Genomic DNA, 14,371 nt, shown 5'->3' with positions numbered 1-14,371 from the left:
GGCCGGACTACGCGAGGCGGACGGGCTCTTCGGAGTCGTCCGAGCGCTGCAGCAGCCGCACGAAGTCGGCGACCCCGAGGGTCTCCCCGCGACGCGACGGGTCGATGCTGGCGGCGAGCAGCCGGCGTGCCGACTCGTTGCCCGATCCCGCCCACTCGGCGAATGCGTTGCGCGACGTCTTGCGGCGTTGCGCGAACGCGATGTCGATGAGGTCGAAGACCTGCTTGCGGAAGGCGGGCTCGGTCGGCCACGGCGAGGTCTCGTAACGGTCGAGCCGCACCAGCCCGGAGTACACCCGCGGGATCGGCCAGAACACCGTCGGCGACACCATGCCGTACCGGCGCACCTTGCCGTAGAACCGCACCTTGGCACTCGGCACGCCGTAGTCCTTGCCACCGGGTTCGGCGGCCAGTCGCTCGGCGACCTCGGCCTGCACCATCACCATCACCGACTTGATCGTCGGGAACTCCGCGAGCAGGTGCAGCAGTGCGGGCACCGCGACGTTGTACGGCAGGTTGGCGACGAGCGCGGTGGGCTCGTTGTCCAGGTCCGTCGGCTGCAGCGTCAGGATGTCGCGGTTGAGCACGGTGAGCCGATTGATCTCGCTGTGCGAGTGATCGGCGATGGTCTTGGGCAACTGGCGCGCCAGCAGCGGGTCGATCTCCACCGCGGTGACGTGCGCACCCTTGTCCAACAGCGCCAATGTGAGCGAACCCAGCCCGGGTCCGACCTCTAGGACGTGGTCGTGCCGGTGGATGCCCGACGCCGAGACGATCCGGCGAACGGTGTTCGCATCATGGACGAAGTTCTGTCCAAAGGACTTGCGTGGCCGAAAGTCGATGTCTTTCGCCAAGCGTCGTATCTCGGTCCGCCCGAGTAGCCGAATCGTCAGGACGCCCCCACTCTCGCACTACACACGGGCCACGCGCCCCATCCTTGACGCGCCCGAGTGACCTCAGCAATCGCGATCTGCTCTTCTCTTGTGGCCAGATCTGCGCGCTCAGCATACCTCAGACCGCCGTTGCGCTCCCAGGTGTTTTGATCAAATTGGACTCCACCGAAATATCCGTTGCCGGTATTGATGCCCCAGTTACCTCCGGCTTCGCACTGCGCAAGCGCGTTCCACTGGCTCCCGTTGCTGACCGGAGGCACTTCGGTACCAGGTTTGGCACCCACCCGCAGCACCCCGGGACGGGCCGGTGTCACGACGACATTGGCTACTGGCAACCTGCCCGTTTCGACACCGTTCACCTTCGCGATGGCGAATGTCACGTCCTGCGAGCCGGGTGCGCCGGGGTCTTCGACCACCGAACGGCTCATGTTCAGCGAGACGTCCTCGATGCGCTGGTTGGCCGGTGCGAGCGGCAGCCGCTCGGTGACCCGCTCGATGCGGATCCGGGTCACCTGGATCGCCATGCCGTCGACGACCGGCGCGGCAGCGGGCGGGGTCACCTTGTCGCGCTGCTGCAGCGGAGCGCCCGCGGCGTCGAGCAGGCCGGCCACGTTCGGCGCAGCCAGACGCACGGTGCGCACGACGCCACCCTCGTCGATGTGCACGGTTTTGGGGCTGACCACGGGCAATGACATGCCGGCCAGCGGGACGCGGCTCCCGCGCGATGCCGCGGCGGGCGCCTTGTCGGTCATCTGCAGCTGGCTGAGCGCCTCGTCGACGGTGGACGCCGTGGTCCACACCTGGGTGCTGTGCTGGCCGTCGAGGGAGATCTGCAGCGGCCGGCTGCGGCGCAGTTCGATGGTCTCGGACTGGCGGATCTTCTGGTCGCCGGCGGGGCGCAGATCGTCGCGGTCCTCGACGTCGAAACCGTTCTCCTCCACCACGTCGATCACCCGGGACTTCATCGTGGTGACCGTCGTGGAGGTGCCGTCGACGTTCAGGGTGACGGTCTTGTGCGCCGTGACGGCGTAGCCGCCGGCGAACGTCAACGTGAGCAGCAACGTCCCCACGAGGAGTCGCAGGACAGGCGAGCGCGATTCATGGAGCTTGGTCAGAGCATTCAAGATGGAGTCAGTCCCCGACTGTCGGACGGCATTGGGCTCAGCCGTACTGGATCACAAGACGGTAACGAAAAGGTGTCCGGGCAGCAACTTAGGCCACGCGGTAGGCCCTTCTCGCGTTTGCCGTGGTTTCGCCGGCGAGTTGTTGGGCCGGGCGCCCGACGACCTCGGCGAGCGCACGCACGGTGTACGGCAGACAGTATGGCTCGTTCGGCGCACCCCGGAACGGGTGCGGGGTGAGAAACGGGGCGTCCGTCTCGATCAGCAGCTGGTCGGCCGGGATCAGCGGAACCGCCTCGCGAAGCGCCCGGGCGTTGCGGAAGCTGACGGTGCCCGAGAGGCTCAACAGCCAGCCGGCGTCGACGCAGGCCCGCGCCATCGCGGCGTCCGACGAGAAGCAGTGGAAGATCACGGTGTCGGGGGCGCCCTCGGCGCGCAGCACGTCGAGCACGTCGGCGTCGGCATCGCGGTTGTGAATCATCAGCGGCTTGTCGATGCGTTTGGCCAGGTCGATGTGCCAGGCGAAGGCCTCGCGCTGCTCGGCGGGCGTGGCGCAGCCCTCCAGCCGGCCCGGCCAGTACAAATCCATGCCGGTCTCGCCGACGGACACCACCCGCGGATGCGCCGCGAGGCGTTCGAGCTCCGCCCTGGCGTCGTCGGTGAGCGCGTTGGCGCGCGTCGGGTGCAACGCGACCGCGGCGTACACCCGCGGGTCCCACTCGGCGGCCCGGGTGGCCCACCGCGCCGAGGCCAGATCGTCGGCGATGGTGACCACGGTCTGTACCCCGACGGCCTCGGCCCGGTCCACGATCGCGCGCACGTCCTCGGCGTCCTCGGCCCCACAGGCGTCGAGGTGGGTGTGCGCGTCGATCAGCGGGGTCAGGGGTTCCGGCGGCGGCGGCGCCTCACGTCCGGCTGAGCGCTTACTACTCACCGCAACACCATAAGGTTGTGTCCAAATGAGCATCCCGTTCTACATCACCACGGCGATCGACTATCCGAACGGCGCACCACACATCGGGCACGCCTACGAGAAGATCGCGACCGACGCCATCGCGCGGTTCAAACGGCTCGACGGCTTCGACGTCCGCTTCCTCACCGGCACCGACGAACACGGCCTGAAAATGGCCGAGACCGCCACCCGTGAGGGTCTGCCCACCCCCGATTTCGCCCGGCGCAATTCCGACGTGTTCCAGCGCCTCTACGAGAAGCTCGACATCTCGTTCGAACGGTTCATCCGCACCACCGACGCCGACCACATCGACGCCTCGATCGACATCTGGAACCGGATGGACGCCGCCGGCGACATCTACCTCGACGCGTACTCCGGCTGGTACTCCGTGCGTGACGAGCGGTTCTTCACCGAGGGCGAGACGACGGTCCGCGATGACGGCACCCGGATCGCCACCGAGACCGGCGCACCGCTCACCTGGACCGAGGAGGAGACCTACTTCTTCCGGCTGTCGGCCTACGCCGACCGATTGCTGGCCCATTACGAGGCCCACCCCGAGTTCATCGGGCCGGACGTGCGGCGCAACGAAGTGGTCAGCTTCGTCTCCGGCGGCCTACGCGACCTGTCGATCTCGCGGACCACCTTCGACTGGGGCGTTCCGGTGCCCGGCCACCCCGACCACGTCATGTACGTGTGGGTCGACGCGCTCACCAACTACCTGACCGGCGTCGGATTTCCCGACACCGACTCGGCGGCGTTCACGAAGTACTGGCCGGCCGACCTGCACATGATCGGCAAGGACATCATCCGGTTCCACACCGTGTACTGGCCGGCATTCCTGATGTCGGCGGGCATCGAACTGCCCCGACGGGTGTTCGCCCACGGCCACCTGCTCAGCGGCGGCGAGAAGATGAGCAAGTCGGTCGGCAACGTGGTGGACCCGGTCGCACTCGTCGACACGTTCGGCGTCGACCAGGTGCGCTACTTCCTGCTCCGTGAGGTGCCGTTCGGGCAGGACGGCAACTACACCGAGGACGGGATCATCGCCCGGATCAACGCCGACCTCGCCAACGAACTGGGCAACCTGGCGCAACGCTCGCTGTCGATGGTCGCCAAGAACCTCGACGGCGCCGTGCCCGAACCCGGGGCGTTCACCGCCGAGGACACCGCGCTGCTCGACGCGGCGGGCGCACTCCTGGCCCGGGTGCGGGAGCACTACGACGGGCAGGCCCTTCACCTCGGGCTGGAGGCGATCTGGTCGGTGCTCGCCGCCGCCAACAGGTACTTCTCGGCTCAGGAGCCGTGGGTGCTGCGGAAAGGCTCCACCGACGAATCCCAGCAGCGCTTCAAGACCGTGCTCTACACGACCCTGGAGGTGGTGCGCATCGCGGCACTGCTCACCCAGCCGGTCATGCCGACGGCGGCAGGCGCGCTGCTCGACCTGCTGGGGCAGCCCGCAGACGAGCGCGACTTCGCCGCGATCGGCACCCGCATCGCGGTGGGCACGCCCTTGCCGCCGCCCAGCGGGGTGTTCCCGCGTCACCAGGTGGAGTGATCTGCGCCACATCGACGCGGTCGCCTGTCACACTCGCGGCGTGTGCGGTGTCTCCAAGGCAACCCGGCTCGATCGCAACGCCGGATGAACCGAGGAGTGTGAGATGACCGAACAGCACAGGGTGGTCGTGGTCGGCGGCGGTTACGCCGGCGTGATGGCCGCCAACCACCTGCGACTCGACGAGACGGTCGACGTCACCCTGATCAACCCGCGGCCCACGTTCGTGGAGCGGATCCGGCTGCACCAGGTCGTCACCGGGTCCGACGATTCCGTCGTGGACTACGAAAGCATCCTCGGTGCGGGCATCCGGCTCGTCGTCGACTCGGCGACCCGGATCGACGCCCCGTTACGGCAGGTCGAACTCGGCTCCGGCGAAACGCTCGACTACGACTATTTGATCTACGCGGTCGGCAGCACCGGCGCCGCGGTGACCGTGCCCGGCGCCGCCGAGCACGCATATCCGATCTCGGAGTTCGAGCACGCCGAGCCGCTGCGCGCCGCCGTCGCCGGCGCCGCCGCCGACGCGCCGATCGTCGTCGTGGGCGCCGGACCGACGGGCATCGAGGTGGCCGCCGAACTGGCCGAGCAGGGCCGCCACGTCACTCTGGTGTGCGGCAGCGTGCTCGGCCCCTACCTGAGCACCGCGGGCCGGCGCTCGGCGGCCAAACGGTTCGCCAAGCTCGGCGTGACCGTGCTCGACGGCCCGGGCGCGGTGGTGACGGCGGTCGGCCCGGCTGCGGTCACGCTGGCCGACGGCCGCGAACTGCCCAGCGCCGTCACGATCTGGACGGCGGGCTTCGGAGTGCCCGACCTCGCTGCGCGCAGCGGCCTGACCACCGACCGGATCGGCCGGCTGCTCACCGACGAGACGTTGACCAGCGTCGACGACCCCCGCATCGTCGCCGCCGGCGACGCGTCGGCACCGTCGGACCTCCCACTGCGGATGAGCTGCCAGGCGGCGATCCCGCTCGGCGCACAGGCCGCGAACACGGTGCTGGCCCGGATCGCGGGCGCCGAACCCGCCGTGCTCAATCAGGCGTTCACAGGGCAGTGCATCAGCATCGGGCGCAACGCCGGACTCATCCAGCTCGCCCACCTCGACGACAGGGTGATGCCGTTGCACATCGGCGGACGGGCGGCGGCGTCGATCAAGGAAGCGGTGTGCAAGGGCACGGTCGCCTTCCTGGCCCGGGAGGCGCGCAAGCCGGGAAGCTACTTCTGGCTCAAGGGCGGCAAGCGGCAGAAGCGGCTCGCCGAGGCGGTGGCGGTCCGGTGACGGCCGCGCCGGGTGCTTCGGAGCACGCCGAACGGTTCACGTTGCTGCGCCCGCTGCTGTTCACGATCGCCTACGAGATGCTGGGCAGCGCAACGGAAGCCGACGATGTGCTGCAGGAGAGTTACCTGCGCTGGGCCGAGGTGGACCTGGACACGGTGCGTGACACCAAGGCCTACCTCGCCCAGCTCGTCACCCGGCAGGCCCTCAACGCCCTGCGCACCCAGTCCCGCAGGCGCGAGGACTATGTCGGGCCGTGGCTGCCCGAACCCCTGCTGCTGGACACCCGGGACCCCGCTGCCGACGTCGTCCTCGCCGAGTCGGTGTCGATGGCGATGCTGGTGGTGCTCGAGACGCTGACCCCCGACGAGCGCGCGGTGTTCGTGCTGCGCGAGGTGTTCGGCTTCGACCACGACGAGATCGCCTCGGCCGTCGGCAAGTCCACGGTGGCGGTGCGGCAGATGGCGCACCGCGCCAGGGAGCACGTGCAGTCGCGGCGCAAGCGGTTCGAGCCCGTCGACTCGAGGACGTCCGAGGCGCTCACCACCAGGTTCTTCGCTGCGGCCGCCAGCGGCGACCTCGAGGACCTGATGGCGATGCTGGCCCCCGACGTCGTGTGGACCGCCGACAGCGACGGCAAGCGTTCGGCGGCAAGGAGACCCGTGGCGGGTGCGGAGCGCGTCGCCAAGCTGGTCATGGGATTGATCCGGCTGGCAGGCGAGGGTGGCCGTATCGAACCGGCCATGTACAACAACGCCCCCGCGCTGCGGCTCTACCTCGGCGACAGCTTCGAGGGCGTGATCACCGTGGAGATCGTCGACGGCCGCATCGCGCACTTCTACGCGATGCGCAACCCGGACAAGCTGGCCGGTGTCGACATCCGCCGGGAGATCAGCCGCTAGCCTCTGTCACGCTTGGCGGGTGCGGATCGAGCGGCTCGGGCGACTCGGCGACGCGCCAACGGTGCTTGCCGCCGTCGGCGCCGCCGCCGCGCGCCGCGGCCTGCCGCCGCCCGCCGCGCTGATCGGCGACTGGTTCGGCTCGCGCGCGGTGATCGCGCCGAGCGTCGACATACGGCCGGTGCCGGCCGATTCGGTGTTCGACGGTGCGGTGTTCGACGGTGCGGTGGGCGACGGTTCGACGATCGGCGGTGGCTGGTTCGGCTATCTGTCCTATCCCGATCCGGGCGCCGACGGGCTCGGTCCGCGCATCCCGGAGGCGGCGGGCGGCTGGTCGGACTGCGCGCTCCGCCACGACCGCGACGGCACGTGGCGGTACGAATCTCTCACCGACGCAGCACTTCCGGCGTGGATCACGGAGGCCCTGCACGGCCCCGTCCCGGCGACACCCGCCGACATCACCTGGCGTGCGCCCGACCGTGAAGCCCACCGCGCCGGTGTGCTGGCCTGCCTCGAGGCGATCGCCGCGGGTGAGGTGTACCAGGCCTGCGTGTGCACGCAGTTCAGCGGCCGACTGCGCGGCGCCGCACTGGATTTCTTCGTCGACGCGGTCACGAGGACGTCACCCGCGCGGGCGGCGTACGTGGCCGGCGAATGGGGTGCGGTGGCGTCGTTGTCACCCGAACTGTTCCTGCGCCGACACGGGACCACGGTGACATCCAGTCCGATCAAGGGCACGCTGCCGCGCGACGCGGACCCTGCCGCGCTTCGGTCGTCGGTCAAGGACGTCGCCGAGAACATCATGATCGTCGACCTGGTGCGCAACGACCTGGGGCGGGTCGCCGACATCGGCACCGTCACCGTGCCCGACCTGCTGTCCGTCCGGCCGGCCCCGGGCGTGTGGCATCTGGTGTCGACGGTGGCGGCGCAGGTCGGCCTAGACGTGCCGATGGCTGCGCTGCTGGAGGCCGCGTTCCCGCCGGCGTCGGTGACCGGCACTCCGAAGGAGCGGGCACGCCGGCTGTTGCGGTCCTGGGAGTCTGCGCGTCGCGGCATCTACTGCGGGACAATCGGTCTGGCGTCACCACTGGGCGGTTGCGAGCTCAATGTGGCGATCCGCACCGTCGAGATCGACGCCGCGGGCAACGCGGTGCTCGGCGTCGGCGGCGGCATCACCGCCGACTCGCTCCCCGACCTCGAGTGGGACGAATGCCTGCACAAGGCCGCGTCGATCGTGGACGCCGCTCACTCCCGCGAGCGCAAGACCGCGTCGTAGAGCTCTCGCCGCGACGGCGAGCCAGGATGCGCGGCGACCACCTGCGCGCAGGCGTCCTTCACCCGCATCCCCTCGTCGACGAGTGCGCTCACCTCGGCGACCAGTATCGCCTCGTCGGCCCGCGGCACCGCACCCGCCAGCACCACGGTGATCTCGCCGAGCACGCCGTCCCCGGCCCATTCGACGAGTTCGCTCAGCGACCCGCGCACGATCTCCTCGTGGGTCTTGGTCAGCTCCCGGCACACCACCGCGCGACGCTGTCCGCCGAGCGCCTCGGCCGCGTCGCGCAGGGTGTCGGCCAGGCGCCGCGGCGACTCGAAGAACACGCAGGTGCGCGGTTCGGCGGCCAGGGCGGCGAACCACGACACCCGCGCGGCGTGCTTGCGCGGGGCGAATCCCTCGAAACAGAACCGGTCGGACGGCAGCCCGGACACCGCGAGCGCCGTCGTCACGGCCGACGGCCCGGGCAGGCAGCTCACCGGGAGACCGGCGTCGACACAGGCCGACACCAGCCGGTATCCGGGATCGTTGATCAGCGGCATGCCCGCGTCGCTGACCACCAGAACCGTCGCCCCGGAGCGGATCGCGTCGAGCAGGCCGGGAATGCGCGTCGCCTCGTTCTGGTCGAACAGGCTCACCACCTTGCCTGCGATCCGGACCTCGAGCGCCTGGGCGAGGGTCCGCACCCGCCGGGTGTCCTCGGCAGCGACGATGTCGACGCTGCTCAACGCGGTGATCAGGCGGGCGGACGCATCCGTGGGCAAACCCAGGGGCGTGGCGCCCAGCAGTAGTCGACCAGGATTCGTCACAACCGACAGCCTACGATCGCTGTCGTGACCGCCCCCGCCACCGAAGCGCCGCGCGCGGTCCCGGTCATCAGTCCGGCCCCGCTGACACCCCCGGCGGACTTCGGTCCACTGGACCGGCTGTCGGGGTGGGCGATGACCGCCGTGGTCACGGCGCTCGCCGCGGTGACGCGGTTCCTCAACCTCGGCTCGCCCACCGACGCGGGCACCCCGATCTTCGACGAGAAGCACTACGCGCCGCAGGCCTGGCAGATGCTGCACAACCACGGCATCGAGGACAACCCCGGCTACGGGCTGGTGGTGCATCCGCCGGTCGGCAAACAACTGATCGCGATCGGCGAGGCGCTGTTCGGTTACAACGGCCTGGGCTGGCGGTTCTCCGGCGCGCTGTGCGGTGTGATCGTGGTGCTGCTGGTGGCGCGGATCGGACGGCGCATCAGCCGGTCCACGATCGTCGGCGGTATCGCCGGTCTGCTGCTCATCGCCGACGGGGTGAGCTTCGTCGCGTCCCGGACCGCACTGCTCGACGGGTTCCTGGTGGTGTTCGTGGTGGCGGCGTTCGGCTGCCTGATCGTCGACCGCGACCAGGTGCGCGAGCGGATGCACATCGCGATGCTCGAGGGCCGGATCGGGGAGACGGCGTGGGGCCCGCGGCTCGGCGTGCGCTGGTGGCGGTTCGGCGCCGGTGTGCTGCTCGGGTTGGCCTGTGCGACAAAGTGGTCGGGCCTGTACTTCGTCATGTTCTTCGGCGTGATGACGCTGGCGTTCGACATCGCCGCGCGCAGGCAGTACCGGGTGCGGCGGCCGTGGCGGGGGGCGCTTCGCCGCGACCTGGGGCCGTCGCTGTACGCGCTGGTGCTGATTCCGTTCGGCGTCTACCTGGCGTCGTACACGCCGTGGTTCGCCTCCGAGACCGGGGTGAACCGGCACCAGGTGGGACAGGCGATCGGCGAGGACAGCGTGCTGCCGATCCCGGATGCGCTGCGGTCGCTGTGGTACTACACCCACGCCGCGTACCGATTCCACTCCGGGCTCACCAACGCCGACGGCAACCACCATCCGTGGGAGTCCAAGCCGTGGGCGTGGCCGATGTCGTTGCGGCCGGTGCTGTATGCGATCGACAACCAGGACGTGCCGGGCTGCGGCGCGCAGTCATGCGTCAAGGCCGTGATGCTCGTCGGGACACCCGCGATGTGGTTCATCGCGGTGCCGGTGCTCGGCTGGGCGGTGTGGCGGGCGTTCGTGAAGCGGGACTGGCGTTACGCGGTGATCCTGGTGGGCTACTCGGCGGGCTTCCTGCCGTGGTTCGCCGACATCGACCGGCAGATGTACTTCTTCTACGCCGCGGTGATGGCGCCGTTCCTGGTGTTGGCCATCGCGATGATCCTCGGCGACATCCTGCACAAGCCCCGCCAGAACGCCGAGCGGCGAACGCTGGGGCTGCTCGTCGTGAGCATCTACGTGGCGCTGGTGATCACCAACTTCGCGTGGATGTACCCGATCCTGACCGGGATTCCGATCTCGCAGTCGACGTGGAACCTGCAGATCTGGCTGCCCAGCTGGCGCTAGCGGGTTCATGCGCTCGTTTTTGCGTCCTGGGCTGTTGCGGGCGGTTATCCACAGCCATAGACGCAAAAATGCGCTCAGGCTGGCCGAACTGTCGGCCGCGACGGCGACCATCGCGGCATGCAGGAAGTCGTGATCGGCGGCGAGGTGCTGGCCCTCGGCACGCTCACCCGCGGTCAGCTCCGGTGGAACTACCGTGCGCTCTTCCCCGGTGTCTACGCGCCGAAGGCCGCGACGCCCTCGCTGCAGACGAGAACCGTCGGCGCCTGGTTGTGGTCAGGACGCAACGGCGTGATCGCGGGTCGTGCAGCCGCGGCGCTGCACGGAGCGCGATGGGTGGACGCTGCCACGCCGATCGAATTGATCTGGCGCTCCGGCCGGCCGCCACCGGGCATCACGGTGCGCAATGAGCGCCTCGACGCCGACGAGGTCGTCCGCATTGCCGGGCTACCCGTCACGAGCGTGCATCGCACGGCGCTCGATCTGGCGAGATGTCTCCCGCGAGACGCTGCCGTCCGACACCTCGACGCCCTCGCCCATGCGTCCGGAGTCACCGCGGTCGACGCTCTCGAGGCGGCCGAGCGCCATCCCAGGGCGAGGGGGCTGCCGCGAGCGCGGGTGGCGCTGGACCTGATGGACGGCGGCGCACAGTCACCGAGAGAGACGGCGCTGCGGCTGATGCTCATCGATGACGGCCTGCCCCGCCCGCAGACCCAGATCCTGGTCAGCGACGGATTCGCGGACGCCTACATCGACATGGGCTACGAGGAGCCGAAAGTGGGCCTCGACTACGAGGGCGCCCACCACCTCGATGATCGCGGTCAGTACGTGTACGACATCGGAAGAGCCGAACTCATCGAGCGTCAGGGCTGGATCGACATCAAGGTGGTGAAGGAGCACAGCAGGCTCTTCACACTGCGACGGGTCCGCGACGCCTTGGCACGACGCGAGTGGACGCCTCGTTTCTGCGCGTAGGGCTGTGGTTTCGACGCGACAACAGCCCTCCACGCAAAAACGCGCAGAAGCTACAAAACACGCCAAAAACGCGGCTACACCGGGTCGCGGGCCGCCGGGCACGACATGCAGCGCGGGCCGCCGCGACCGGTGCCGAGCTCTGACGCCGCGATCGGCAGCACCTCGATGCCCGAATCCGCGAGGCGCGCATTGGTTTCGACGTTGCGCTCGTAGGCCACCAGCACGCCGGGGGCGACGGCGAGGGTGTTGTTGCCGTCGTCCCACTGCTCACGCTCGGCGGTCACCGGGTCCAGGCCGGTGTCGATCACCCGCAACCGCTCGATGCCCATGGCAGCCGCGGCGGCGGTGACGAACGGCGCGGCGTCGTCGATCCGCACCCCTCCGCTGCCGTTGCGGTGAATCGTGAACGCCGACAACGAGTCCTTGATGTTGGGGTACATCACGACGGCGTCGACGTCGACCATCGTGCACACCGTGTCGAGATGCATCTGCGCACGCTCCTGGGCGATCGGCACCGCCAGCACGGTGTGCGCCAGATCGTCGTCGAACAGGCTGCGCGCCAGCGCTTCCGCTCCGGCCGGTGTGGTCCGCTCCCCCACGCCGACGGCGACGACGCCCTTCGCCAGCAGGAGCACGTCACCGCCCTCGATCGGCGCCGAGCGCGACTCGTAAGCCCGTCGCACCCCGAGGAACCGCGGATGGTGCGCGTAGATGAGGTCGGTCAGCGACGTCTCCCGCACCCGCGCGGGCAGTGCCAGCGACGTGATCGCCACCCGCGGCCCGATCCAGAACGACGAGTCGCGGGTGAACAGCAGATTGGGAAGCGGGTCGATGACGAAATCACCGCCGTGATGCATGCGGCGCACCAGCGAGAACTCGCCGCCGGCCAGCGGCAACTCGTTGAACGTCATCCCCGCCATCAGCACATGCGCCAGCGCCGCCGGTTCGAGTGTGCGCAGATACGCCGACAGTTCGTGCGCCAGCGGGATGCCCAGCCGTCGCGGGTCGACGGCGGCCGCGATCCCGTGCATCCGGGCGGCGCCGCTCACCAGCGCCTCGGACAGCAGTTCGGCCAGCAGCAGCACCTCTACCCCGCGCGAGCGCAGTAGGTCGGCGAAGGCATCGTGCTCCTGCTGCGCCTTGGCGACCCACGGCAGCCCGTCGAAGAGCAACGCGTCGTTGTTGCGCGGAGTGAGCCGCTGCAACTCCGCGCCCGGGCGGTGCAGGATGACGACGCGCAGCGGGCCGACCTCGGAGTAGGAGCCCAATACGGTGCCGGTCACACCTAGCACCGTAGCGCCAAAGGTCACCTCAACTATTGTTCAGGTATGGACACGCACGAGTTGACCCCGGGCGAGATGGCCGAGCGCAGCGGCGTCGCGGTGTCGGCACTGCACTTCTACGAGCGCGAGGGCCTCATCCAGAGCCGGCGTACGTCGGGGAACCAGCGGCGCTACGCGCGTGAGACCCTGCGGCGCGTCGCGTTCATCCGGATGTCGCAGCGGCTGGGCATCCCGCTCGCCCGCATCCGGGAAGCACTGCGGACACTGCCCACCGACCGCGTTCCGACCAGTAAGGACTGGGCCCGTCTCTCGGCGGGCTGGCGGCAGGACATCGACGACCGCATCCTGCACCTGGAGCGACTGCGCGACAACCTCGCCGGGTGCATCGGCTGCGGCTGCCTCAGCCTGAAGACCTGCGTCCTGTCCAACCCGGGCGACGTGCTGGCCGAACACGGGCCGGGAGCGGTCCGACTCTGAAAATTCGAACGGGTGTGCGATACACTCGCGAACATGGAGGTGGCTCTTCAGGACTCGCTGTTCGAGCACGCCGAACGCCGCCAGCTCGGGAACGGCGCCTGGCTCGACGTGCGATCCGGCTGGTTGACCGACGCCGACACCCTCTTCGACGAACTCCTCGACGCCGTGCCGTGGCGAGCCGAGCGCAGGCAGATGTACGACCGCGTGCTCGACGTGCCCCGGCTGCTCAGCTTCCACAATCTGGTCGACGGGCCGGCCCCCCATCCGCGGCTCAAACAGCTGCGCCGACGTCTCAACGACACCTACGGCGGTGAGCTCGGCGAACCGTTCACCACCGCCGGGCTGTGCCTGTATCGCGACGGCAACGACAGCGTGGCCTGGCACGGCGACACCATCGGCCGCAGCAGCAGCCAGGACACCATGGTCGCGATCGTCGGCCTCGGCGCCACCCGGGTGTTCGCGTTGCGCCCGCGCGGTGGCGGACGGTCACTCCGGCTGCAACACCACCACGGCGACCTCCTGGTGATGGGCGGCTCCTGTCAGCGGACCTGGGAGCACGCGGTGCCGAAGACCACCAGGCCGACGGGCCCGCGGATCAGCATCCAGTTCCGCCCACACGACGTGCGGTGAACCTCAGCCGCGCACGGCGGCGACGGCCGCGGTCAGCAGGTCGCGGGCCCGCTGCGTGTCCACCGGGGCCACCGGCTTGTTCGGCACCACCAACGGGTTGGCGGTCACGATCACCAGGTAGTCACCGAAGCTGGCGACGTAGTTGTAGAGCTCGCCGGTGCGCGGCTGCTTGTCGACGATCGTCTGCAGCACGCGGTGGGTGCCGCGCGTCGTCACGCCGTCGATCTGCGGTGCCTCGACCGACTCGGCCAATCCGCGGAACTGCCCACCCGCGAACTCGACCTTCTTGCAGTTCTCCCCCGGGTCGGCGGCAGGCACCGGCTCGGAGGTCTCCACCGCCATCGCGATGAAGCGGTTGCCCTGCCCCTCGGCGAAGGTGGCGGCCATGTTGCCCTTGAGCCCGTCGGGCAGCACCTGGCCTTCGGCGAACTTCGCGCAGTCCGCCGGTGTGAACGTGATGCCCGCAGGCAGCTTCTGCGGGGCCAGCAGCTTCGGATCGATACCGCTCGACGGCACGCTGGTGACCTTGAACTCGGGCCCGAAGTTCGACGTGAGCTGGTCGATCCGGTTGATGTCGCCGGTGGGCTCTTCGGTTCCACACGCGGCGAGCAGCACGGCACAGCCGGCGACGGCCGTCGCCCTCAGAAGCAACACCGGCGTCAATCT

The 14,371-nt window shown here is 69.5% G+C and carries 14 protein-coding genes; 8 read left to right on the top strand and 6 right to left on the bottom strand.

All coding sequences use genetic code 11. The annotated features are described in order from the left end of the window. Positions 1-7: 7 nt before the first annotated feature. From rsmA to ACPCHZ_RS09735, 3 genes are all read right to left on the bottom strand, one after another. The gene (gene rsmA, locus ACPCHZ_RS09745; protein WP_423484700.1) at positions 8-892 is read right to left on the bottom strand and encodes a 16S rRNA (adenine(1518)-N(6)/adenine(1519)-N(6))-dimethyltransferase RsmA; all 885 of its coding nucleotides are present in this window, start codon (positions 890-892) and stop codon (positions 8-10) included. Continuing rightward, a complete protein-coding gene (locus ACPCHZ_RS09740; RefSeq protein WP_423484526.1) occupies positions 889-2,016 on the bottom strand; it encodes a transglycosylase family protein in 1,128 nt (375 codons plus the stop codon). Before ACPCHZ_RS09740 ends, rsmA begins: the two co-directional genes overlap by 4 nt. Before the next feature lie 88 nt (positions 2,017-2,104). Beyond that, positions 2,105-2,980, bottom strand: a complete 876-nt coding sequence (locus tag ACPCHZ_RS09735) for a TatD family hydrolase (RefSeq protein WP_423484525.1) — start codon at positions 2,978-2,980, stop codon at positions 2,105-2,107. Here ACPCHZ_RS09735 and metG point away from each other — a divergent pair. The 4 genes from metG to ACPCHZ_RS09715 all read left to right on the top strand — a co-directional run bounded on the left by metG (position 2,973) and on the right by ACPCHZ_RS09715 (position 7,968). Continuing rightward, complete coding sequence (gene metG, locus ACPCHZ_RS09730; protein WP_423484524.1) at positions 2,973-4,520, top strand: methionine--tRNA ligase; 1,548 nt, start codon at positions 2,973-2,975, stop codon at positions 4,518-4,520. The genes ACPCHZ_RS09735 and metG overlap by 8 nt on opposite strands. 103 nt (positions 4,521-4,623) lie before the next feature. Beyond that, entirely contained in the window at positions 4,624-5,796 is a 1,173-nt protein-coding gene (locus ACPCHZ_RS09725; RefSeq protein ID WP_423484523.1) for an NAD(P)/FAD-dependent oxidoreductase, read from the top strand. Beyond that, positions 5,793-6,695, top strand: a complete 903-nt coding sequence (locus ACPCHZ_RS09720; protein ID WP_423484522.1) for an RNA polymerase sigma-70 factor — start codon at positions 5,793-5,795, stop codon at positions 6,693-6,695. Before ACPCHZ_RS09725 ends, ACPCHZ_RS09720 begins: the two co-directional genes overlap by 4 nt. Before the next feature lie 19 nt (positions 6,696-6,714). After that, positions 6,715-7,968, top strand: a complete 1,254-nt coding sequence (locus ACPCHZ_RS09715) for an aminodeoxychorismate synthase component I (protein WP_423484521.1) — start codon at positions 6,715-6,717, stop codon at positions 7,966-7,968. Here the strand turns inward: ACPCHZ_RS09715 and rsmI are convergent. Then, positions 7,938-8,777 (bottom strand): 16S rRNA (cytidine(1402)-2'-O)-methyltransferase, encoded by an 840-nt coding sequence (gene rsmI, locus ACPCHZ_RS09710; protein ID WP_423484520.1) that lies wholly within the window; start codon positions 8,775-8,777, stop codon positions 7,938-7,940. The two genes, ACPCHZ_RS09715 and rsmI, sit on opposite strands and share 31 nt — an antisense overlap. A gap of 24 nt (positions 8,778-8,801) precedes the next feature. On the opposite strand from rsmI, the gene ACPCHZ_RS09705 reads away from it, so the two are divergent. Both ACPCHZ_RS09705 and ACPCHZ_RS09700 read left to right on the top strand, forming a co-directional pair. Then, the gene (locus tag ACPCHZ_RS09705; RefSeq protein ID WP_423484519.1) at positions 8,802-10,343 is read left to right on the top strand and encodes a dolichyl-phosphate-mannose--protein mannosyltransferase; all 1,542 of its coding nucleotides are present in this window, start codon (positions 8,802-8,804) and stop codon (positions 10,341-10,343) included. 117 nt (positions 10,344-10,460) lie between these two features. After that, positions 10,461-11,315: a hypothetical protein gene (locus ACPCHZ_RS09700; RefSeq protein ID WP_423484518.1), complete on the top strand. Its 855-nt coding sequence runs from the start codon at positions 10,461-10,463 to the stop codon at positions 11,313-11,315. A gap of 74 nt (positions 11,316-11,389) precedes the next feature. On the opposite strand, the gene arcA is transcribed toward ACPCHZ_RS09700, so the two are convergent. Continuing rightward, positions 11,390-12,598 (bottom strand): arginine deiminase, encoded by a 1,209-nt coding sequence (arcA, locus tag ACPCHZ_RS09695; RefSeq protein ID WP_423484517.1) that lies wholly within the window; start codon positions 12,596-12,598, stop codon positions 11,390-11,392. Positions 12,599-12,643: 45 nt separating this feature from the next. Here arcA and soxR point away from each other — a divergent pair, with 45 nt between their 5' ends. Then, positions 12,644-13,075: a redox-sensitive transcriptional activator SoxR gene (gene soxR / locus ACPCHZ_RS09690; RefSeq protein ID WP_364974901.1), complete on the top strand. Its 432-nt coding sequence runs from the start codon at positions 12,644-12,646 to the stop codon at positions 13,073-13,075. A gap of 33 nt (positions 13,076-13,108) precedes the next feature. Further along, positions 13,109-13,705 carry an alpha-ketoglutarate-dependent dioxygenase AlkB gene (locus ACPCHZ_RS09685; RefSeq protein WP_423484516.1) on the top strand — a complete coding sequence of 199 codons (597 nt, stop codon included), beginning with the start codon at positions 13,109-13,111 and terminating at the stop codon, positions 13,703-13,705. A 3-nt stretch (positions 13,706-13,708) separates the two neighbouring features. On the opposite strand, the gene ACPCHZ_RS09680 is transcribed toward ACPCHZ_RS09685, so the two are convergent. Further along, a complete protein-coding gene (locus tag ACPCHZ_RS09680) occupies positions 13,709-14,359 on the bottom strand; it encodes a DUF5642 family protein (RefSeq protein ID WP_423484515.1) in 651 nt (216 codons plus the stop codon). Between the last annotated feature and the right edge of the window lie 12 nt (positions 14,360-14,371).

It is taken from the genome of Mycobacterium sp. NPDC050041 (assembly GCF_049541695.1).
Classification (GTDB): domain Bacteria; phylum Actinomycetota; class Actinomycetes; order Mycobacteriales; family Mycobacteriaceae; genus Mycobacterium.
Note: the sequence above shows the minus strand (reverse complement) of the source record. Positions and strands in the feature narration are given on the sequence as shown.

What these genes read in the sequence shown, in the direction of transcription:
- ACPCHZ_RS09725 (WP_423484523.1), top strand. Translation starts at nt 4,624, where the DNA reads ATGACCGAACAGCACAGGGTGGTCGTGGTCGGCGGCGGTTACGCCGGC.
- soxR (WP_364974901.1), top strand. Translation starts at nt 12,644, where the DNA reads ATGGACACGCACGAGTTGACCCCGGGCGAGATGGCCGAGCGCAGCGGC.
- ACPCHZ_RS09685 (WP_423484516.1), top strand. Translation starts at nt 13,109, where the DNA reads ATGGAGGTGGCTCTTCAGGACTCGCTGTTCGAGCACGCCGAACGCCGC.
- ACPCHZ_RS09700 (WP_423484518.1), top strand. Translation starts at nt 10,461, where the DNA reads ATGCAGGAAGTCGTGATCGGCGGCGAGGTGCTGGCCCTCGGCACGCTC.
- metG (WP_423484524.1), top strand. Translation starts at nt 2,973, where the DNA reads ATGAGCATCCCGTTCTACATCACCACGGCGATCGACTATCCGAACGGC.
- ACPCHZ_RS09735 (WP_423484525.1), bottom strand. Translation starts at nt 2,980, where the DNA reads ATGCTCATTTGGACACAACCTTATGGTGTTGCGGTGAGTAGTAAGCGC.